Source organism: Rhizobium centroccidentale (assembly GCF_030182565.1).
Taxonomy (GTDB): Bacteria; Pseudomonadota; Alphaproteobacteria; order Rhizobiales; family Rhizobiaceae; genus Rhizobium.
The window spans coordinates 237,779-259,768 of sequence record NZ_JAQJCG010000003.1 but is presented as its reverse complement, the minus strand read 5'-3'; the positions used below and the strand labels follow the sequence as shown (position 1 = coordinate 259,768).

The 21,990-nt window shown below is 60.6% G+C and carries 19 protein-coding genes; 14 read left to right on the top strand and 5 right to left on the bottom strand.

All coding sequences use genetic code 11. The features are described 5' to 3' along the window. The first annotated feature begins 98 nt into the window (after positions 1-98). From PH562_RS05085 to PH562_RS05035, 11 genes are all read left to right on the top strand, one after another. Positions 99-686, top strand: coding sequence for an ANTAR domain-containing response regulator (locus PH562_RS05085; RefSeq protein WP_092706529.1), 588 nt, complete (start codon positions 99-101; stop codon positions 684-686). A gap of 55 nt (positions 687-741) precedes the next feature. Continuing rightward, positions 742-2,040 carry a CmpA/NrtA family ABC transporter substrate-binding protein gene (locus tag PH562_RS05080; RefSeq protein ID WP_285171857.1) on the top strand — a complete coding sequence of 433 codons (1,299 nt, stop codon included), beginning with the start codon at positions 742-744 and terminating at the stop codon, positions 2,038-2,040. 369 nt (positions 2,041-2,409) lie between these two features. Continuing rightward, a complete protein-coding gene (locus tag PH562_RS05075; RefSeq protein ID WP_113230990.1) occupies positions 2,410-3,708 on the top strand; it encodes a CmpA/NrtA family ABC transporter substrate-binding protein in 1,299 nt (432 codons plus the stop codon). 34 nt (positions 3,709-3,742) lie between these two features. After that, entirely contained in the window at positions 3,743-4,639 is an 897-nt protein-coding gene (gene ntrB, locus PH562_RS05070; RefSeq protein WP_285171856.1) for a nitrate ABC transporter permease, read from the top strand. A gap of 10 nt (positions 4,640-4,649) precedes the next feature. After that, complete coding sequence (locus PH562_RS05065) at positions 4,650-5,447, top strand: ABC transporter ATP-binding protein (RefSeq protein WP_285171854.1); 798 nt, start codon at positions 4,650-4,652, stop codon at positions 5,445-5,447. 4 nt (positions 5,448-5,451) lie between these two features. Next, entirely contained in the window at positions 5,452-7,902 is a 2,451-nt protein-coding gene (gene nirB / locus PH562_RS05060) for a nitrite reductase large subunit NirB (RefSeq protein ID WP_285171853.1), read from the top strand. A gap of 4 nt (positions 7,903-7,906) precedes the next feature. Further along, complete coding sequence (gene nirD / locus PH562_RS05055) at positions 7,907-8,245, top strand: nitrite reductase small subunit NirD (protein WP_285171852.1); 339 nt, start codon at positions 7,907-7,909, stop codon at positions 8,243-8,245. Between the two features lie 345 nt (positions 8,246-8,590). Next, complete coding sequence (locus PH562_RS05050) at positions 8,591-11,248, top strand: nitrate reductase (RefSeq protein WP_285171851.1); 2,658 nt, start codon at positions 8,591-8,593, stop codon at positions 11,246-11,248. 129 nt (positions 11,249-11,377) lie between these two features. After that, complete coding sequence (locus PH562_RS05045; RefSeq protein WP_285171850.1) at positions 11,378-12,409, top strand: CorA family divalent cation transporter; 1,032 nt, start codon at positions 11,378-11,380, stop codon at positions 12,407-12,409. 62 nt (positions 12,410-12,471) lie between these two features. Next, the gene (locus PH562_RS05040; protein WP_285171848.1) at positions 12,472-12,978 is read left to right on the top strand and encodes a hypothetical protein; all 507 of its coding nucleotides are present in this window, start codon (positions 12,472-12,474) and stop codon (positions 12,976-12,978) included. A 167-nt stretch (positions 12,979-13,145) separates the two neighbouring features. Next, positions 13,146-13,319, top strand: a complete 174-nt coding sequence (locus tag PH562_RS05035; protein WP_015342656.1) for a hypothetical protein — start codon at positions 13,146-13,148, stop codon at positions 13,317-13,319. A gap of 77 nt (positions 13,320-13,396) precedes the next feature. On the opposite strand, the gene PH562_RS05030 is transcribed toward PH562_RS05035, so the two are convergent. The 3 genes from PH562_RS05030 to PH562_RS05020 all read right to left on the bottom strand — a co-directional run bounded on the left by PH562_RS05030 (position 13,397) and on the right by PH562_RS05020 (position 16,530). Next, complete coding sequence (locus tag PH562_RS05030) at positions 13,397-14,230, bottom strand: alpha/beta fold hydrolase (protein WP_113230982.1); 834 nt, start codon at positions 14,228-14,230, stop codon at positions 13,397-13,399. A 351-nt stretch (positions 14,231-14,581) separates the two neighbouring features. Further along, a complete protein-coding gene (locus tag PH562_RS05025) occupies positions 14,582-15,586 on the bottom strand; it encodes an alpha/beta hydrolase (RefSeq protein WP_285171846.1) in 1,005 nt (334 codons plus the stop codon). A 254-nt stretch (positions 15,587-15,840) separates the two neighbouring features. Beyond that, complete coding sequence (locus PH562_RS05020) at positions 15,841-16,530, bottom strand: DJ-1/PfpI family protein (protein ID WP_285171845.1); 690 nt, start codon at positions 16,528-16,530, stop codon at positions 15,841-15,843. An 85-nt stretch (positions 16,531-16,615) separates the two neighbouring features. Between PH562_RS05020 and PH562_RS05015 the strand changes: the two genes are divergently transcribed. Continuing rightward, on the top strand, positions 16,616-17,566 hold the full coding sequence (locus PH562_RS05015; protein WP_285171844.1) for a GlxA family transcriptional regulator: 951 nt from the start codon (positions 16,616-16,618) through the stop codon (positions 17,564-17,566). Between the two features lie 135 nt (positions 17,567-17,701). Then, complete coding sequence (locus tag PH562_RS05010; protein ID WP_285171842.1) at positions 17,702-18,613, top strand: acetamidase/formamidase family protein; 912 nt, start codon at positions 17,702-17,704, stop codon at positions 18,611-18,613. 4 nt (positions 18,614-18,617) lie between these two features. On the opposite strand, the gene PH562_RS05005 is transcribed toward PH562_RS05010, so the two are convergent. Continuing rightward, a complete protein-coding gene (locus PH562_RS05005) occupies positions 18,618-20,360 on the bottom strand; it encodes a cation:proton antiporter domain-containing protein (RefSeq protein WP_285171840.1) in 1,743 nt (580 codons plus the stop codon). Between the two features lie 172 nt (positions 20,361-20,532). After that, positions 20,533-21,579 carry an NAD(P)-dependent alcohol dehydrogenase gene (locus PH562_RS05000; protein ID WP_285171839.1) on the bottom strand — a complete coding sequence of 349 codons (1,047 nt, stop codon included), beginning with the start codon at positions 21,577-21,579 and terminating at the stop codon, positions 20,533-20,535. Positions 21,580-21,834: 255 nt separating this feature from the next. On the opposite strand from PH562_RS05000, the gene PH562_RS04995 reads away from it, so the two are divergent. Further along, entirely contained in the window at positions 21,835-21,975 is a 141-nt protein-coding gene (locus PH562_RS04995) for a hypothetical protein (protein ID WP_285171838.1), read from the top strand. Positions 21,976-21,990: the final 15 nt, after the last annotated feature.

Below are 21,990 nucleotides of genomic sequence, written 5' to 3'. Positions count from 1 at the left end.
GCAACTAATGTGATCAAAATTTAGGCTGAATTCCAGTTCGCCTAATATTTCATCGAACGACACTTGCCCGCTTTGCTGCATTGCGCCATAAAGACGGCATGAGCCGTCTCGATCTGACCATTCTTGTGATCGATGAAAATGCGATCCGCGCCTCGATCATCGAGGAGGGGTTGCGGGAGGCTGGTCATGCGCGAGTGACGGTCATCCATGAAGTGCAGGGCGTCGCACGGACGATCGAGACGCTTCGCCCCGACGTCATCATTATCGATCTCGAAAATCCGAATCGCGACATGATGGAGCATCTGTTTCAGCTGACGCGGACGGTAGGACGACCGATCGCCATGTTCGTCGATCGCTCCGATACGGCCTCCATCGAGGCGGCCGTCGAGGCCGGGGTATCAGCCTATATCGTCGACGGCCTCAAGAAGGAACGGGTCAAGCCAATCCTCGACATGGCCGTCAGCCGCTTCAATGCCTTCAGCCGGCTGCAGCGGGAGCTGGCGGATGCCAAGTCGGCGCTTGAAGAACGCAAGATCGTCGAGCGCGCCAAGGGAATCCTGATGAAGATGCGCGGCCTTTCGGAAGACGAAGCCTTCGCGCTGCTGCGACAGACGGCCATGAACGAAAAGAAGAAGATGTCCGAGATCGCGCAAAGCGTCGTGACGGCAGCGGGGTTACTGATGTGAGCGTACTAGGCCCCATCTTGTCCGCCGCCCTGAGAGGAGAGGCACCGGAGTGAATATGAGAGTGCAAGCAGCCCGTTCCGCCAAAAGCCGACAGGCGGGCGACAGCAATCCTTCGGCGCCTGCCCAGATTACCAGCGAAGGCCCGCGCACATTGCGCGCCGGCTTCATTCCGCTTGTCGATGCGTCGGTCCTGATTGCGGCTGCGGAATTCGGCCTCGCCCGCAAGGAGGGGATCGCTCTCGATCTCGTCAAGGACGTTTCCTGGGCCAATGTCCGCGACCGGCTTGCCTTTCGCCAGTTCGACATCGCCCATATGCTCTCGCCGATGCCGGTCGCAGCCATGCTCGGGCTTGGCTCGAACCCCTCGCCCACGATTACCCCATTCTCTCTCGGTTGCGGCGGCAACGCCATCACCCTCTCGACGCGGCTGTTTGACCGCATGTGCGACGAAACAGGCCTTTCCGACCAGGCAAGCGCGTTGGAAAATTCGCAGGCGCTTGCGAAAGTGGTCGAAACCATGAAAGCGCGCGGAGAGCAGCCGCCGACGCTTGGCATGACCTATCCCTTCTCGTCGCATAATTACGAATTCCGCTATTGGCTGGCCGCCGGCGGCATCGATCCGGACCGGGACGTGAAGCTTGTCGTCGTGCCGCCACCTCTCACATCCGACGCGCTTGCCGCCGGAGCTATCGATGGCTTCTGCGTCGGCGCACCCTGGAACATGGTCGCATCCGAACGAGGCGTCGGCCGCATCGTCGCGGCCAAGCAGGATATCTGGCCCTCCGCACCCGAAAAGGTGATCGGCATGCGCCCGGAATGGGCCGAAAGCCATCCGGAAACCGTGTCGCGCCTTATCGTGGCGCTGGACGCAGCAGCGCGCTGGTGTGACCGGCCGGAAAATCATGACGCCCTTGCCGAAGCGCTTGCCGATCAGCGCTATATTGCAGCACCCGTGCACATCATCCGCCATGTGCTGGCGGGCGAATTCAACCTTGATGCCAGGGGCCATCGCCGCATCATCGACAGGTATTTCAGTTTCCATGGCCGCTTTGCCAACTATCCGCGCCCGAGCCACGCGCTTTGGATCTTCAGCCAGATGATACGCTGGGGGCAAAGCGCATTTTCCGAGCAGAACATGAAGATGGCGGCCTCGGCCTACCGTTCCGACCTCTATCGGCGGGCACTCGGCAGCGAGGCGTCTCCCGACGATGCCGATATCCGTATCGAGGGTGACCGGGATGGCGACCGCTTCATGGACGGCCATATTTTCGATCCAGCAGAGATCGCCGCCTATGTCGCCGGATTTGCCGTGAAAACGACAAGCGCGACGCAGTCTTCGAGCGACGACATCTAGCGTCCACTTATGCTGCTCTGCATAGAATAAGCGCAGGATCGAGAGCCGCATGAATGGCATCCGCTCAAAATATTTGCAGAAATCGCAACTGCCCGCAAAAGGAGCCATCGGACCATCCCCCTGAATAATCGAGCAATTACAATGCCATGATCTCGCCGTGAAAAACTGGCACGCGGCTTGCTTATTCAATTTCGCTTCGGTCAACGGCGATCGAAGCAAGCAATGCGCGGAAAACGCGCTCGCAAAGACATCGACGTCGCAAGGTTCTTGCCCCGAGGATTTCCTTCCTGTCCCGGGCTGCATCGACCGAGCGGCGTTTTTTTATGTCCGAAATCCACGCGTCACGAGCAAAACAAGGGGAAACTGCAAGTGAAGAAGATCCTGTCCGGTGGTGTTACGCGCCGAAACCTTTTGAAGACATCCGCCACGGCAGCCCTGATCGGCGCCGTCAGGACAGCCTTCCCTTCCGGCGCCTTCGCAGCAACGTCGGGACCGGAAGTGTCGGGGGTCAAGCTTGGCTACATTGCCCTGACGGATGCGGCTCCGTTGGTCATCGCCAAGGAAAAGGGCCTGTTCGAAAAGCACGGCCTACCAGACGCCGATGTCGCCAAACAGGCCTCCTGGGGCGCGACGCGCGACAATCTGGTGCTCGGCGGGGCAGCAAACGGCATCGATGGCGCCCATATTCTCTCGCCGCTCCCCTATCTCATGCATACAGGCAAGGTGACGCAGAACAACCAACCGGTGCCGATGGCGATCCTCGCCCGCCTCAACTACGACAGCCAGGGCATCTCCGTCGCCAAAGAATATGCAGAGACAGGCGTCCAGCTTGACGCATCCAAGCTGAAAGCGGCCTTCGACGCAAAAAGAGCAGCAGGCAAGGAGATCAAGGCGGCGATGACCTTCCCGGGCGGCACACATGATCTGTGGATCCGCTATTGGCTAGCCGCCGGCGGCATCCATCCCGACAAGGACGTCTCGACCATCGTCGTGCCGCCGCCGCAGATGGTGGCGAACATGAAGGTCGGCAACATGGACGTCTTCTGTGTCGGCGAGCCCTGGAACGAGCAGCTCGTCAACCAAGGCATCGGCTTCACCGCCTGTACGACCGGTGAGATCTGGAAGGGCCATCCGGAAAAAGCGCTCGGCATGCGCGCCGACTGGATCGAGAAGAATCCGAATGCCGCCAAAGCATTGCTGATGGCCGTCATGGAAGCCCAGCAATGGTGCGACAGCATGGACAACAAGGAGGAAATGGCGACCATCCTCGGCAAGCGGCAATGGTTCAATGTGCCGCCCAAGGACGTGCTGGGTCGCCTCAAGGGCGACATCAACTACGGCAACGGCCGCCTCGCCAAAGGTACCGATCTTTACATGAAATTCTGGAAGGGCGGCGTCTCCTATCCTTTCCAGAGCCACGACAGCTGGTTCATCACCGAAAACATCCGCTGGGGCAAGTTCGCGCCCAATACCGACATCAAGACGCTGATCGGCCAGGTCAACCGCCAGGACATCTGGCGCGATGCCGCCAAGGATCTCGGCGTCGCCGCATCGGACATTCCGGCATCAACCTCGCGCGGCAAGGAAACCTTCTTCGACGGCAAGGTTTTCGATCCGGAAAATCCCTCGGCCTACCTCGAAAGCCTCTCGATCAAGGTGGCGTCGTAATGCTCGGCACTCTCTTCCAAAAAGGATTCGTTCAATGTCGGTAACCGCCCGCAAACAGCAAGCCGCCGTTGCGCAAGCGCCCGCTCTCACAAAGAGCCATGTCGTGACATTGGCGGCCCGCCCGGCTCGGCGCATCGATCCAGGTCGCATCGCTGCTTCGGTCTTGCGTAGCGTCCTCCCGCCCCTGGTAGTCCTGGTACTTCTGCTTGGCATCTGGCAGCTGCTCTGTGAGCAGCCGGGCGCCAGCCTGCCGCCGCCTTCGCAAGTCTGGCAGGAGAGCTACGACCTCATCGTCTATCCGTTCTTTTACAATGGGCCGCAGGATATCGGACTTGCATGGCGCGTGCTCGTCTCCCTGCAGCGCGTCGCCTACGGCTTCGGCCTTGCGGCCGTTGCCGGCGTGCTGATCGGCGCGGTGATCGGCCAATCGGTCTGGGCGATGCGTGGCCTCGACCCGATCTTCCAGGTACTGCGCACCGTGCCGCCGCTTGCCTGGCTGCCGCTGTCGCTCGCGGCCTTCCAGAATTCCAACCCGTCGGCGATCTTCGTGATCTTCATCACCTCGATCTGGCCCGTCATCATCAACACGGCGGTCGGCGTTCGCAACATTCCGCAGGATTATCGCAACGTCGCCAAAGTGCTGCGGCTGAACCAGATCGAATTCTTCTTCCGCATCATGGTGCCGGCGGCCGCTCCTTACATCTTCACAGGTCTTCGCATCGGCGCCGGGCTTTCCTGGCTTGCGATCGTTGCTGCCGAGATGCTGACCGGCGGTGTCGGCATCGGCTTCTTCATCTGGGATGCGTGGAACTCGTCGCGCCTGCCCGACATCATCGTCGCACTCGCCTATATCGGCATCACCGGCTTTATCCTCGACCGCCTAGTCGCAGGCCTCGGTGCCTTCGTGACCCGCGGCATGACGAGCAATTGAGGAGAACCTGATGAGCGCCTATCTGAAGCTCGATCATATCGACAAATATTTCGACCGTGGCGTCCAGCGGGCCGAAGTCCTGAAGGGCATCGAACTCGTCATCGACAAGGGCGAATTCGTCTCGATCATCGGCCATTCCGGCTGCGGCAAGTCGACCCTTTTGAACCTCATTGCCGGCCTGACGCCGGTCTCTGCCGGCGCGGTGCTACTTGAGAACCGCGAGGTCAACGCACCCGGTCCGGATCGGGCCGTGGTCTTCCAGAACCACAGCCTTCTGCCCTGGCTCAGCGTTTACGAGAACGTCAATCTCGCCGTCTCGAAGGTATTTCGCGGCACGAAGAGCAAGGCCGAACGCCACGAGTGGGTGATGCGCAACCTCGATCTCGTGCAGATGGCCCATGCCAAGGACAAGCGTCCCTCGGAAATCTCCGGCGGCATGAAGCAACGCGTCGGCATCGCCCGGGCGCTCGCCATGCAGCCCAAGATCCTGCTGCTCGACGAGCCCTTCGGAGCGCTGGACGCCCTCACCCGCGCCCACCTTCAGGATGCCGTCATGGAAATCCATACCCGCCTCGGCAGCACGATGGTGATGATCACCCATGACGTCGACGAGGCGGTGCTGTTGTCCGACCGCATCGTCATGATGACCAACGGCCCGGCCGCTCATATCGGCGATATCCTCGAAGTGCCGATCGCGCGGCCACGCAACCGCATCGAGCTTGCGTCCGACAGAACCTACCTCAAATGCCGCGAGGCCGTGCTGAAGTTCCTCTACGAACGCCACCGCTTCGTCGAAGCCGCGGAGTGATACCATGACCCAGAAACTCGTCATCATCGGCAACGGCATGGCGCCAGGGCGCATGCTGGAGCACCTGCTGGAAAAGGCGCCAGATCTCTATGAAGTCACCATCTTCAACGCCGAGCCGCGCGTCAATTACGACCGCATCATGCTGTCGCCGGTTCTCTCGGGGGAGAAAGACTTTGAGCAGATCATCATCCACGGCGACGGCTGGTATATCAAGCACGGCATCACGCTCTACAAGGGGCACAAGATCGTCGCCATCGACCGGGTGGCAAAGACTGTCACCTCCGATCACGGTGTGACGGAGAGCTACGACAAGCTTGTCATCGCGACAGGCTCCGTGCCCTTCATCATTCCGGTTCCGGGCAAGGAACTGCGCGGGGTCATCACCTATCGCGATCTTGACGACGTACAGGCAATGCTGCTTGCGGCTCAGTCGCGCGAGAAGGCCGTTGTCATCGGCGGCGGTCTGCTCGGTCTGGAAGCCGCCGCCGGCCTCAGCCTGCGTGGAATGGATGTCACCGTTCTCCATGTGCAGCCGACGCTGATGGAACGCCAGCTCGATCCGGCCGCCGGCTATCTGCTGCAAAAGGCCGTCGAGGAGCGCGGCATCAAGGTCATCACCAAGGCCAACACCAAGGCGATTATCGGCGACGGCAAGGTCGAGGGGATCGAACTCGACGACGGACGCGTGATCCCCGCCACGCTCGTCGTCATGGCCGTCGGTATCCGCCCCAATGTCGGCCTTGCCAAGGAGGCAGGCATCGCCGTCAACCGCGGCATCGTCGTCGATGACGGCATGCAGACTTCGGACGGAAGCATCATGGCGCTCGGCGAATGTGCCGAGGTCGGCGGCATGGTCTATGGCCTCGTCGCCCCCCTCTACGAGATGGCGCGTGTGGCCGCCTCACATCTGGCCGGCGACACGAGCGCCGCCTTCGTGCACTCGGACACGCCGACGAAACTGAAAGTGACCGGCATCGACCTATTCTCGCTCGGCGACTTCGCCGACGGCGACGATCGCGAAGAGATCGTCCTGCGCGATGCGGCTGCCGGCGTCTACAAGCGCCTCGTGCTGAAGGATAACAGGATCATCGGCACCGTGCTTTACGGCGAGACGGCGGACGGCGCCTGGTTCAACGACCTGAAGAAGAAGGCGACCGATATCTCTGAGATGCGCGAGACCCTGATCTTCGGCCAGGCCTATCAGGGAGGGTCGCCGCTGGACCCTATGGCGGCCGTTGCAGCCTTGCCGGATGATGCGGAAATCTGCGGCTGCAACGGCGTCTGCAAGGGCAAGATCACTTCGACGATCACGGCCAAAGGCCTAACCTCACTCGACGACGTGCGCGCCCACACGAAAGCATCGGCCTCCTGCGGCTCGTGCACCGGCCTCGTCGAACAGCTGATGTCGATCACCCTTGGCGACAGCTACAACCCTGCCGCCGTCCAGCCGATGTGCACCTGCACCGAGCTCGGGCATGACGACGTCAGAAGACTGATAAAAGCCAAGGGGTTGAAGACCATTCCTGCCGTCATGCAGGAGCTTGAATGGAAGACTTCCTGCGGCTGCGCGAAATGCCGCCCCGCTCTGAATTACTACCTCGTCTGCGACTGGCCGGATGAATATGCCGATGACTACCAGTCGCGCTTCATCAATGAACGCGTGCACGCCAACATCCAGAAGGATGGCACCTATTCCGTGGTGCCGCGCATGTGGGGCGGCGTCACCAGTTCGAACGAGCTGCGGGCGATTGCCGACGTCGTCGACAAGTTCGAGATCCCGATGGTGAAGGTGACCGGCGGTCAGCGTATCGACCTTCTCGGCGTGCAGAAGGAGGATCTGCCGGCCGTCTGGGCCGATCTCGGCAAGGCCGGTTTCATCTCCGGCCAGGCCTATGCCAAGGGCCTACGCACGGTGAAGACCTGCGTCGGCTCCGACTGGTGCCGCTTCGGTACGCAGGATTCGACCGGCCTCGGCATCCGCATCGAGAAATTCATGTGGGGTTCCTGGACGCCGGCAAAGCTCAAGATGGCCGTCTCCGGCTGTCCGCGAAATTGCGCCGAGGCAACCTGCAAGGATATCGGCGTCATCTGCGTCGACAGCGGTTTCGAGATCCATTTCGCAGGCGCTGCCGGTCTCGACATCAAAGGCACGGAAGTGCTCGGCCTCGTGAAGACGGAGGACGAGGCGCTCGAGCACATCGTGGCGCTGACGCAGATGTACCGCGAGCAGGCCCGCTATCTCGAACGTATCTACAAATGGGCCAAGCGCATCGGTCTCGACGAGATCCGCCGCCAGATCATGGGCGATGCCGAAAAGCGCAAGGCCTATTACGAGCGCTTCGTTTTCAGCCAGAAATTCGCCCAGGTCGACCCCTGGTCCGAGCGCGTCTCCGGCAAGGACAAGCACGAGTTCAAGCCGATGGCGACAGTCGGCTTCCCGCAGGCCGCCGAGTAAGGAAATGAACATGACAACCTGGCATGCAATCGGCAACATCTCGGACATTCCTCTGCGCGGCGCACGGTGCGTGAAAACCCCGCAGGGCAAGATCGCCGTATTCCGCACGGCCGAAAACGAGGTCTTCGCCATCGAGGATCACTGCCCGCACAAAGGCGGCCCGCTCTCCCAAGGCATCGTTCACGGGAAAGCCGTGACTTGCCCGCTGCACAACTGGGTGATCTCGCTCGAAACCGGCAAGGCGCTTGGTGCAGACCAGGGCGAGGTGCGGACCATTCCCGTCCGCAACGAGGACGGCGCTCTCTCCATCGCGCTCGAAAGCCTGATGATGGCGGCGGAGTGAAGATGTTCGGAAGAAGTTACCCTCCTCTATCAGCTTTGCTGACATCTCCCCCACAAGGGGCAGGGCTATCGCATATGGAGGCGGACGAGCACCATAAGCTCCTTCTCCCCTTGGGGAGAAGGTGGCCCGAAGGGTCGGATGAGGGGGGTATCTATTTGAATTTATGGATTTTTATGGCCTTGGCGGGCACCCCCTCATCCGCCTGGCGGCACCTTCTCCCCGCTGGGGAGAAGGGGGACAGCGGCGATCTCCGCTCATATGCGATACCCCTGCCTTGTGGGGGAGATGTCCCGCAGGGACAGAGGGAGATATTCTCCCACGCTTTAAACTTCATGGACGCAACCCATGTCCATTGAAACCAAAACCACCTGCCCCTATTGCGGCGTCGGTTGCGGCGTTATCGCCAGCGTCGATGATGACGGCAAGGTCTCCGTGAAAGGCGACCCGGACCACCCTGCCAACTTCGGGCGTCTGTGCTCGAAAGGCTCCGCCCTTGCCGAGACGATCGATCTCGACGGACGCCTGCTCCATCCAGAAATTGCCGGCCAGAGAGCGAGCTGGGACGAGGCGCTTGATCTGGTCGCGAAACGCCTCAGTGAGACGATTGCCGAACACGGCCCTGATGCCGTTGCCTTCTACGTCTCCGGCCAGCTGCTGACGGAGGATTATTACGTCGCCAACAAGCTGATGAAGGGCTTCATCGGCTCGGGCAATATCGATACGAACTCGCGGCTGTGCATGTCGTCCTCCGTTGCCGGCCATCGTCGCGCCTTCGGCTCGGATACGGTGCCGGGCACTTACGAGGATATCGAGCTGGCCGACCTCGTCATCCTCACCGGCTCCAATCTCGCCTGGTGCCATCCGGTCATCTATCAGCGGCTGGCGGCCGCAAAGGCAGCACGGCCGACGATGAAGATCGTCGTCATCGATCCGCGCCGGACCATGACCTGCGATATCGCCGATCTGCATCTGGCGATCCGGCCGGATGGCGATGTCGCCCTGTTCCTGGGTCTCTTCGAGCATCTGATCACAAACAACACCATCGACCAGAATTACATTGCCGAGCACACCAGCGGCTTTGCCGAGGCTTTCGCCACCGCCAGCTCCATGTCGTTCAACCGCGTGCTCGAGCTGACCGGCTTGCCCGCGATGCAGCTTCGCGAATTCTACCGGCTGTTTGCGCAGATCGAGAAGGTCGTTACCTGCTACAGCCAGGGTGTCAACCAATCCTCATCCGGCACCGACAAGGTCAACGCCATCATCAATTGCCATCTCGCCACCGGCCGCATCGGCCGGCCCGGCATGGGACCATTCTCGCTGACAGGCCAGCCGAACGCCATGGGCGGGCGCGAGGTCGGCAGTCTTGCCAACATGCTTGCCGCTCACATGGTGATCGAGAGTGCGGAGGATCGCGACCGTGTGCAGCGCTTCTGGCACTCGCCGCGGATTGCCGGAAAGCCGGGATTGAAGGCGGTCGATATGTTTCGCGCCGTCGCCGACGGCCGCATTAAGGCATTGTGGATCATGGCGACCAACCCCGTGGTCTCCATGCCGGACGCCGATGCCGTCGAGGCGGCAATCAAGGCCTGTCCCTTCGTCGTCGTCTCCGACGTCCTGCGTGAGACGGATACGACGCGGCACGCGCATGTGCTGCTGCCCTCGCTCGGCTGGGGCGAAAAGGATGGCACCGTCACCAATTCCGAACGGCGGATTTCCAGGCAGCGCCAATTTCTTGCAACCCCCGGCGAAGCTAGGCCCGACTGGTGGCAAATGGCCGAAGTTGGCCGCCGCATCGGATTTTCCCAAGCCTTCTCCTTTCGCACACATGCGGAGATCTTCGCCGAGCACGCAGGCCTTTCCGGCTTTGAAAACGAGGGCAGCCGCGATTTCGACATCGGCGCTTATGAATCGATCTTGACGGAAGACTACGACACCCTTGTACCGTTCCAATGGCCGCAGCCTGTCGGAGCGATGCCGAAGGTCACCCGCTTCTTCGCGGATGGCGGATTTTATCATTCCGATCGCAAGGCGCACTTCATCGCCATAGAACCGCCGGCAACCGATCGAACCGACAGCCGCTTCCCCCTGACGCTCAATACCGGACGCATTCGCGATCACTGGCATACGATGACACGGACCGGCAAGAGCGCCCGCCTGTCGGGCCACATCGCAGAGCCTTTCGTCGAGATCCATCCACGCGACGCAATCGAGATCGGCGTTGCCGAAGCCGGCCTGGTAGAGATTGAGAGCCCGCATGGCAAGGTGATCGTCCGCGCCTTGGTGACGGAGCGGCAGGCGCGCGGTAGTCTCTTCGTGCCGATGCACTGGAACGATAGCTTCGCCGCCAAAGCCCGCATCGATGCCGTGGTCGCTCCCATAACCGACCCGATTTCCGGCCAGCCCGCGTCGAAGAATGTCGCAGTCCGCGCCTGCCGTTTCCAGGCCTCACATTATTGCTTCGCGGTTTCCGCAGCAAAGCCGCACGATCTCGACAGTGCCTACTGGGCGCTCGCCAAGGCCGATGGCGGCTGGCGGACAGAGCTTGCGTTCGATCTGGCACCGGACGACTGGATCGGGTGGTGTCGCGCGACATTCGATATAGATGACGATCTCGAACCGCTCGGCTATGCTGATCAGGCCTCCGGAGATCTGCGCCTTGCTTTCTTCGATGGCGAGCGGCTGCATGCGGCTCTCTTCGTCGCACGGCAGCCTGTAGCCGTGGCCCGAAACTGGGCGATCGCTCAGCTTTCGGCATCGCATGGCAATCTCAGCAAGCGGTTTGCGCTGATCGCAGGCAGACCGGGAGCCGATGCGATCGACGCCGGTGCGACGGTCTGCTCCTGCTTTGGCGTCGGCGTCAACCAGATCGTCGCGGCCATTCGCGGCGGCTGTCACAGTGTCGAAGCCGTCGGCAGGGAGCTCAATGCTGGAACCAATTGCGGCTCCTGCCGCGCCGAGATCCGTACGATCATCGATAGCTGTCTTGCCGCGGCGGCAGAATGAGCGATCTGGCCTCATAGCCGATCATTCGCGTTAAACTTCAGTTTCACCTTAACGTTCTCGGTGCTAGAACTATTGAAAATAGCTGCATGATTTCGCTTTCCTTTTACACTCGGGGGAGGATGGGAGCGGATGGAGATCGAGAGCCGGAAGGTTCAACTCAGCTACGGCGCCGAGCCCGGCATACGCTTCGCCGTCCTTCTCGACGGCAACGGCAGCTGTCGCGAGATCGGTGCCGCCGGCCTACAGAGTTGGAAGCCGACAGACGGAATTCTCTGGGTTCATCTCGAGCGCGACCATGATGCCGCGGCAACGTGGGTAACACACAATGGCGGCTTCGATCCGCTTGTCGCCGACGCGTTGCTGGAGGATGAATCGCGCCCGCGCGTCGAGCCGGTCGATGATGGCTTGCTAATCATTCTTCGCGGCGTCTGCGCTGCACCGCCCGACGACGCGGATGTGGCGGTCGAGGATCTCGATCTCGTTCCCCTGCATGCCTGGGTGGACGAGAATCGCGTCGTGACCCTTCGCGACAGCGGCCATTACATCACCGCCCTTCGCGACATCCGCCAAGCGCTCGAAAAGGGCAAAGGCCCGAAGCGCACTGGCGAACTGCTTGCCCTCGTCAGCGACAAGCTCGTGAGGGACCTGGAACCCGTTCTTGATCAGATGGATGAGGAAGTTGACGAGCTGGATGAGCTGATCTTCCACGGCGAGGCCGCCGAAGTCCGAGAGCGCCTGAAGCTGCTTCGCAGGCGCGCCGTGCAGCTAAGACGCTATCTTTCGCCGCAACGCGATGCCCTCAATCGCATCGAACATGACGACGCTCCCTGGCTTGCCGAACGCGACAAGCTGCGCATGCGTGAGGTGATCGACAAGCTGATGCGCTGCATCGAGTATCTGGATGCAATCCGCGACCGGACGGGCATCCTGCACGATGACCTTTCGACCGTCATCAGCGAGCGCATCGCCCGCAACTCCAACAGGCTTGCAGCGCTTGCCGCGTTGCTGCTGCCGCCGAGCGTCGTTGCCGGCCTGTTCGGCATGAATGTCGGCGGCATTCCAGGCGTCAACGATACCTGGGCCTTCGTCATCATCGTCGTATTGGTCGCCGTCACCTCCGTCATCACCCTCTATATTCTGAAGCGCATCAACTGGCTCTGACCGCCTGGGAACCGCGCATAGCCTGCGGCGTTCCTAGTTAGTCTGACGAAGGGATTGATATCATGCATCATCAAGCGCGCCTTCTCACCGTCCTTGCCGCGATCTGCCTGGCGACACCTGCCGCCGCCGATGAAAGCGGATTTCTGAAGCCGCTGAACGGCAGCTGGACGGGAACCGGCAAGGTGGTTCGAAAGATCGGCGACTCGCCGATCAATGTCTCCTGCAGATTCACCATCAGCGCTCCGGTCCCCTCGATTTCGATGAGGGGAAACTGCCGCGGCCTTCTCATCATCAGTCGCGCGATCTCGGCCCAGCTTACGGCGCGCGGAAACAGATACTCAGGCACCTACACCGGTCCTTCCGGTGCGACATCGCAGCTGTCGGGCAGCAGGCAGGGTGATGTCATCAATCTGGCAGTGCGCTGGGCACGTCTCGTCAACGGCGATCGCGATGCCAATATGACCATTCGCAGGCAGGGCAACGACCAGCTGACGCTCCGGACCATCGACAAGGATCTGAGCTCAGGCAAATCGGTCGTAACCAGCGAGATCAATCTTCGGCGTCAATAGCGTTCAACGGAACCGTCTCCGGGTGGCCAAAGCAATCGTGCGTTGGTCTTTGAGAGCAGCGAGGGGCGCCAAACGGAATATCAAAGGTGCGGCCCAATCCGAAAGCCCGGATCGCTTGACTTTCTCGACTTGATATGAGAACATAAAGTGAACAAATGGAGATATCCATGACCAAGGCAGAACAAGTCATCGAACGCGCAATGACCTTTGTCGCTGTCTCGAAGGCCCTTCGGGAGCGCGAACAGGAACGGCGCGCCACATGGACGCGCCGTGTCGAAATCAGCCGGCCGCTACCGCCCTTGCCGCGCGCCGTTCAGCTGTCGTTGAAACTCGACAGCTGAAATGGTGAGGGTGGTAACAGCACCCGGCAGGCTGTGAGAGCGCCCGCCTTACGGCGGGCGCATGATCTCTTTAGTGCTTAAGCCTTGAAGAAGGCGAGCAGGTCCGCATTGATCACGTCTGCATGCGTGGTAGCCATGCCGTGCGGGAGGCCCTTGTAGACCTTAAGCGTGCCGTTCTTCAGCAGCTTCGAGGACAGAAGGGCCGAGTCCGCGATCGGAACGATCTGGTCGTCGTCGCCATGCATGACGAGGGTCGGGACTTCGATCTTCTTCAAGTCTTCGGTGAAGTCTGTTTCCGAAAAGGCCTTGATGCAATCATAATGGGCCTTGGTGCCGCCCATCATGCCCTGGCGCCACCAATTATCGATAACGCCCTGCGAAACAACGGCGCCGGGACGATTGAAACCGTAGAACGGCCCCGCCGGAATATCGCGGAAGAACTGAGCGCGGTTGGCCGCAAGTGCCGCACGGAAGCCGTCAAAGACTTCCAGCGGCAGGCCACCGGGGTTCTTGTCGGACTTGACCATGATCGGCGGTACGGCGCCGATCAGCACGGCCTTGGAAACGCGGCCATGGCCGCCATACTGGGCGACATAGCGGGCAACTTCACCGCCGCCTGTCGAATGGCCGACATGGATGGCGCCCTTGAGATTCAGATGCTCTGCCAGCGCCGCGACATCGGCGGCATAGGTGTCCATCTCGTTGCCTGTTGCGGTCTGGCTGGAACGGCCATGGCCGCGACGGTCGTGGGCGATGACGCGGTAGCCCTGGTGAAGGAAGAAGAGCATCTGGGCGTCCCAATCGTCGGAGCTCAGGGGCCATCCATGATGGAAGACGATCGGCTGGCCCGTCCCCCAGTCCTTGTAGAAGATCTGCGTTCCGTCCTTGGTGGTGATCGTGCTGCTGCTCATTGTGTCCTTACCTTTCGAAGATGATTGCTTTGTAGAGGCTTGTGCAGGTTGAGCGAGGGGGATGACGGCTGCGGCGGCAAGGCCAAGCCCGGCTGTCATAACGCCCCGACGAGTAGCTTGAGGGATCGACTGGCTCATTTCAATCTCCACTTAAATTTATCGTGCGATTTATTATCGCGACATCTATATGCCTAGTGCATTTCACCTCCTATGTCCATAAGAAAATTATCTAGCGATTATTTATTGCGATAATTAATTGAAAGGCGGTGATGTGGGTTCACGGACTTATGAAGCCACAGCGGCCTTTCGGACGAGAGTTTCGAAATCAGGTGCCGATTAACTGAACAAAAATTATTGCACTGGCTTATCGACAAAATGCGCAATCGCGAATTGCGCAACGCGCTCGTTCGATTTCCTCGCATCGTCGAGCCAGAACGGGAAAATCTGCCATTGATGGATCATCCCCGGCCAGACTTCCAGGCTCACGTTACCGCCCGCCTGGCGTACTTTGTCTGCGAACCGCGAGGCGTCATCAAGTAGCACCTCGCGAGCGCCAACCTGGATCAGCAGCGGAGGAAACCCGGAGACATTGCCATAGAGCGGCGATATATCGGGATCGGCGAGAGGACGGTCGCGCGCGAACACATCGTGGATAAGGGTCAACTCGGCCTTGTTCATGAAGGGATCGCTGGCGGCGTTGGCGGCCAGGGACGCGCCCGTTGCGGCGAAATCGGTAATCGGGCTCATCGCGACCACGGCAGCGGGAAGCGGACCACTCAGCCTAAGCTGGTTCAAAACGACCTCGATGGCCAGAGTTGCGCCAACCGACTCGCCGGCGATAACGATGTTGCCGGCCTTGTATCCCGATGTCAGAAGCCAGCGATAGGCCGCAATGGCATCGTCTCTTTGCGCGGGGAAGCGGTTTTCGGGCGCGAGGCGATAGTCGATCAACAGCACATCGGCTGAGGCCGCCTTGGCGAGCGAACCCGCTATGTTGGCGTGCGTGCGAAGGGAGCCGCTATAGAAGCCGCCACCATGCAAATAAAGGATGGCACGCCGCCCGATCGGATGATGCAACCGTGCCGGCCAGATCAGATCGCCGTCCACACCATTGGCATCGACACGCCGTATCTGGACACGCGCCGGGCCTGGCGTCGATGCCATGAGCTTCTCGAAGCCGGAGCGACGCTGCAACAGATCGGCTCCGGACACGGCACCGCTATCGCGCAAAGTGCCGATCAGCTTCTCGATCTGCTCGCTCGAAGCCTTTGTCTGCGGGGCGATCTCGGAAGTTTCGGCGGCTGCAGCTTGCGATATCAACCCTGGGGCTGCGCCTATCACAACGGCCATTGCCATGACGAAGCAACATATCCAGCGCAATGATCGGAACTCGTTCATCAAATAAGCCTTTTCCCCGCAAGGCCGTGGACGCCATCGTGATGCCACGGTCGCAGAAAAGCTATTTGTGTCAAGTATGGTGGGCGAGATGAGACTGGAATTCCAATCATCTGCCTGCCCATCATTCATCGCCTCGACTTGATCAATCGATGATCGCCTCCCTATCGGTGCTCCATTTCATTGAGGTGACAGCGCCGGTGGACAAGTCCTTTTCATTCAGCCCCATGCCTGGCCGCCGCGAGGCGAGCGATGATCGCCTGCCGTGCCATTCTTGAGCCGGCAAGGCGTTGTCTGGTTCTGGCCAACACCTCAACGCTGGCCTTCTCGGGCAATCCGGAAGGAAATGGCGGCTCTGGCGCGTATTCCAGCGACAGTTGGATCGCTTCGGCGTCCTCTCGGCCGCGCAAGGCGGCAACGATTGTCAGTCCGAAATCGATGCCGGCGGTCACGCCGCCCGCGGTGAAGAGATTGCCATCCCGTACGACGCGCCCCGGCGTGGCAACCGCTCCAAAACTCTCGAGGAAATCAAGCGCATTCCAATGGGTCGTGGCCTTCTTGCCCTTGAGCAGGCCGGCCGCTCCAAGGACGAGAGAACCGGTGCACACCGATGTTACGAAGCGAGCTTCGGCCGCGTGTTGCCGGACAAAGCTCAGAACGTCCGCATCCTCCAGCAATGCATTGACGCCGACGCCGCCGGGCACGCAGATGACGTCAAGCGGCGGGCATTCGGCAAACGTCGTCGTCGGCTGCAACGCCAGCTTCGTTGCCGATACGATGGGCGACGTGTCCTTCCACACGAGATGCACCTCGGCATCATCCATCGAGGCGAATACCTCGTAGGGCGCGGTCAGATCGAGTTGCTGGACGCCGGGAAACGCAAGCAGGCCGAAGCGGATGGTCATGGCATGTCTCCAATGATTGACTTTTCCAAGCCTATGCGACAATGCTCTGGCACATTTGCCAAACCACCGTCATTTTTTGCCAATCATGCGCCCCATCGAAATTCTTGCCTTCGACAACGCCCAACTGCTTGACATCACGGGTCCGCTGCAGGTTTTCACCAGCGCCAACGAGGCGGCGCGTGAGCTCGATCGGCCGAAACCCTACGAAGCCATCGTGGTCGCGGAAAACCCACAGACCCGAACCAGCTCGGGTCTCGCGCTCATGACCGCCCCGCTTTCCGATATCCATAATCCGCTCGACACCTTGATCATCGCCGGCGGCTGGGGCGTCAATAAAGCCTGCGAGAATCTCGACCTGGTCGAATGGGTACGCCGGCGTGCCGCGAATGCCCGACGGATAGCCTCGGTCTGCAGCGGCGCCTTTCTGCTTGCGGAAGCCGGTCTTCTGAACGGGCGGCGGGCAGCGACCCATTGGAATCGTTGCGAAGAATTTGCCAAGCGCTTTCCGCAAGTGAAGCTTGAGCCCGATCCGATCTTCGTTCAGGACGGGCAGATCTGGAGTTCCGCCGGCGTGACCGCCGGCATCGATCTCTCGCTTGCTTTGGTTGAGGAAGATCTCGGCCGCCCGCTGGCGCTTTCCGTGGCTCGCGAACTCGTCGTCTTCCTCAAGCGCCCGGGTGGTCAGGCGCAGTTCAGCGCGGCACTGAGACTTCAGGAGGGCGGCGAACGCTTCGACCGTCTGCATGGCTGGATCATGGACAATCTGCGCGCCGACCTTTCCCTGCCGACGCTGGCCGAGCAAGCCAATATGAGCGCACGCAGCTTCTCGCGCCACTATCTGAAAGCGACCGGGCGGACGCCTGCACGCGCGGTGGAGGAAATCCGCATCGAGGCCGCCCGCCGCCTTCTGGAGGAAGGCCTGAGCGTGCATCAGGCACGCATGCGCTGCGGCTTCAGTTCGGAAGAAACCATGCGGCGCAATTTCATGCGGAAATTCGGGACGACGCCACAGGCATTTCGCGATCATTTTGCTTGAGAGCTGTTTGCCGTGGCAGGCATTTGCGCGCGACAAGCGAAGTGATCTTTGCCTAATATCGTCGCCCGCCCTTTCCCAGACGTTCGGACTCGTCATAGGCTACCGCCACCGGATTCCACACAAGGCTTCAGCAAAATGGCGACCCATCGTTTCGTTCCCGACACCTATCACAATGTCATCGGCTCGCTGCCGCCAGCCTTACATATCGCCGATGGCGATATTGTCGTCACCGAAACGCTTGATGCGGCCGGCTACGACAAGCATGACATCAACCGCATCTCGGGGCCGAACCCGATGAACGGGCCGATCTTCGTCGACGGCGCGGAACCGGGCGACAGCCTCAAGGTCGAGATTCTCGCAATGGTGCCGACGCGCGACACGGGTTTTACCCGCAGTGTGGTAGCAAGCAACGTCGTCGACCCGCATGACGTACGCAACTTGCCGGCGAGCAAGAAGATATACTGGCAGATCGATCGAGAGGCCCTGACGGCGCGGCTTGCCGAACCCGTTGCGGGCCTGGAAGCGCTTGTTCTGCCGCTGTCGCCGATGATCGGCTGTTTCGGGGTCGCACCATCGCTTGGTCAGGCCATATCGACCGCCACCAGCGGCGAATTCGGCGGCAATATGGATTATCGATTGCTCGGGCCAGGGACGACCATCTGGTTTCCAGTAGCAGCACCTGGCGCTCTCTTCTTCCTCGGCGATTGCCATGCGGTGCAAGGAGACGGCGAGATCGTCGGCACCGGGATCGAGACCACTTTCGAAGTGACGGTGCGCCTCAGCGTCGAAAAGAAAAAAACGATCGTCTGGCCGCGCGGCGAGACGGCAGAGGATATTTTCACCATTGGCAATGCCCGGCCGCTCGATCAAGCCCTGCAGCATGCCACCAGCGAAATGCTGCGCTGGCTCGGCTCAGATTACGGTCTCGACAAGACCGCGGCCAGCCACCTGCTCGATCAGGTCGTGCGCTACGATGTCGGCAACGTCTTCGATCCCGCCTATACGATGGCTTGCCGTGTCTCGAAAACCTGGCTGAAACGCCGATAAAATATCAGCCTGCGTCCTGGGAAAGGTCGCGCCGCTGGCGCGACACGTTGCTTTCCTGCCGCTCCCGCGCCATGCGGCTGACGGCGGCACGCAGCTGCGGATGCCGCGACATGAACAGATTGAAGTCGCGGCGGTCCAGCACGAAGAGCTGACAGAAATCGACCGCGACGACATCGGCCGTGCGACGCGCGCCCGTCAGCACCGCCATTTCACCGAAAAAGGCCCCGGCGCCGAGCCGGATCTCGTCATCCTCCAGCTGCACCTCGACCGCGCCGGAAGCGATGAAGAACATGCTGTCGCCCCGATCCCCGGTTCGGATCACCCGATCGCCGGGCGACGCCGATCTCGGGCGGAAGAGCAGCAGAAGCTCCTCATGCTCATTATCATCAAGTTCGGCAAACATCGGGAAAGTTTCGATGAGCTGCTCGATCTCGAGATGATGCTGGCGATCCCGTTCCTCGCGCTGCTTGTTGATGACGGCCAGTTGGCGGCGAAGAGCCTCCTGCTTGGCCATACCGTATTTGTTCGCCAGGAACGGCCAACGCGCAAAGGCCCAGTTTTCCAGCTTTTCCGTAGCGTAGAAAGCCAGCGGATTGAGCGTGATCGACAGGATTGCGCCCGCAAGAATGAGATCCTGCCCTTCCCGCGTCAGCAGCCCGAGCGAGACGCCAAGCCCGGCCAGAATGAAGGAGAATTCGCCGATCTGCGCAAGACCGGCAGCAACAGCAAAGCCGATGCTGGCGGGATAGCGCAGCAGCAGCACGACACAGAAGGCGATCAACGCCTTGCCCAGCATGATCAGCGCAAGCACGCCGATGATCATCAGCGGTTCGCGGATCAAAACCGACGGATCGAAAAGCATGCCGACGGACACGAAGAACAGCACCGAAAACGCATTCTGCAATGGCAGGGAGTCGGCCGCCGCCCTGTGGCTGAGATGCGATTCACTCATCACGAGGCCGGCAAAGAAGGCGCCGAGCGCGAACGATACGCCGAAGATTTCGGCCGCACCGAAGGCGATACCGAGCGCGATTGCCAGAACCGACAGGGTGAACAGTTCACGCGAACCCGTGCGCGCAACCGAGGTCAGGAGCCAAGGAACAACACGCGGACCGATGAAGATCGCGACAGCCGCAAAGGCTGCGACCTTGAGCAGCGTCATGCCAATCGTCAGCCAGATCGAACCGGACGCGGCATGGCCGCCGGCATCCGCATGACCACCCAGAACACCAGCAAAAGCCGGCAAGAGCACGAGCGCAAGCACCATGGCCAGATCTTCGACGATCAGCCAGCCGACGGCGACACGGCCATTGGTCGAACTCACGAGATTGCGCTCTTCCAGTGCCTTCAACAGCACGACCGTACTGGCAACGGCAAGGCTGAGGCCGAAGACCACGCCGGCGCCGACGCTCCAGCCCCATAGCGACGTCAAACCCACACCGAGCAGCGTCGCGATCGCAATCTGGCCGATGGCTCCGGGAATGGCGACGCCGCGCACGGCCAGCAGATCGGCGGCCGAGAAATGCAGGCCGACGCCGAACATCAGCAGGATGACGCCGATTTCGGCCAATTGCGATGCGAGGGAAACATCGGCGACGAAACCAGGGGTGGACGAGCCTATGATGACGCCGGCCACCAGATAACCGACCAGCGGCGGCAGATGCAGCCTGTCGGCCAGATAGCCGAAAATGGCCGCGAATACGAAGCCCGCGGCAATCAATGCGATCAATGCAACGTCGTGTGGCACGGCTGTCCTTCCCGTTTCACGGCGTTAAAGCCTGTTTCCCTCTGTGAAAGGCTACCTAGCATCGCTTTTGCCAGGCCGTCTACGGGAGATATGAAACCTCAGGGAAAACATCGCCTTGCCGATGTATGAAGCCAATAGGGGGATTGAGGCAAGGCGATGTGACAGCGAGCGCCTATTGCTTGAGGACAATCTGCAATTTGACGTCGGTCGGACGGGCTTCGACAGCGCGATCGAAAGCCTTGATCGAGTCCTCGAAGTCGAATGTTTCGGAGATCAAGGGCTTCAGATCGACGCGACCGGAAGCGATCAGCGCGATGGAGCGCTCATACTGATGCGCATAGCGGAAGACCGTTTCGATGCGGATCTCCTTGGTCGATGCCGTCGAGACGTCGAAGCCGACCGGATTGACCGGCAGGCCGACGGCGACGATCACGCCGCCGGGACGCGGCAGCGCCATCACCGTTTCCCACGCCTTCGGCGAACCAGAGCATTCGAAGACGACATCCGCACCCCAGCCATCGGTCAGGCGATCGACTTCCTCGACGAGGTTCTTCTCGCGAATATTGACCGGAATGACGCCCTGATACTGCGCGGCGATATCGAGTTTCGGCTGTGCGAGATCGGCGACGATCGCCCGCGCGCAGCCACCGGCAAGGGCAGCAACAGCAACCATGATGCCGATCGGGCCGGCACCGAGTACGACGGCGGTATCGCCAGGCGTGATGCGCGCCTTGGTGGCTGCCTGCATGCCGACGGCGAAGGGCTCGACCATCGCCCCTTCCGCAAAGCTGACATTATCGGGCAGCTTGAAGGTGTAGTTGGCCGGATGCACGACGAAAGGCGTCAGCACGCCATGGATCGGCGGCGTCGCCCAGAAGGTGACGGCGGGATCGACATTGTACATGCCGAGACGGCTGGCCTTGGAATTGGCATCGGGAATGCCGGGCTCCATGCAGACCCGGTCGCCGATCTTCAGATGCGTCACGCCTGCGCCGACTTCCACCACCGTTCCCGCCGCTTCGTGCCCTAGCACCATCGGCTCGTTGACGATGAACGGCCCGATTTTTCCGTGGGTGTAATAGTGCACATCCGACCCGCAGACACCGACCGTATGGATCTTGATCTTCACCTGGTCCGGCCCGACCTCCTGCGGCAGATCGATATCACGGATCGCCAGTTCATGCTGACGCTCTAAAACCAGGGCACGCATCTTGCTCATTGCCTTTTCCTCTTTCCAAAGCAGCCGGCGTCCCGCTGACACGGAGACGAAATTCTTTCCCGTTATATCGTGTGGGCCGGCATCATAAAACGATCTTTAGGGCCTGCAGATGAAGTTCCGCGGCTCTTCCTAAGTCAGCGAAACGCTCTTCACCCACGAAATATTAGGCGATGCTTATTATTTAGCTCGCTATTGCCGATATTGACTGGCGTTCCATTTCTTGCCTTTCTAATAATCAAGAAGGAGGGGCTCATTATGGCAGTATATGATTGGACCGGTCAGCGCGCCCGCCGGAGGAAGATGATGCGCGCGGCAAGCGTCGCAATGCTTCTGATCATCCTGATGGCGATTCCCGCAATATTGCTGCACTACAATCTCATCCAATATCCGTACTGAACACCTCGGAAAAGA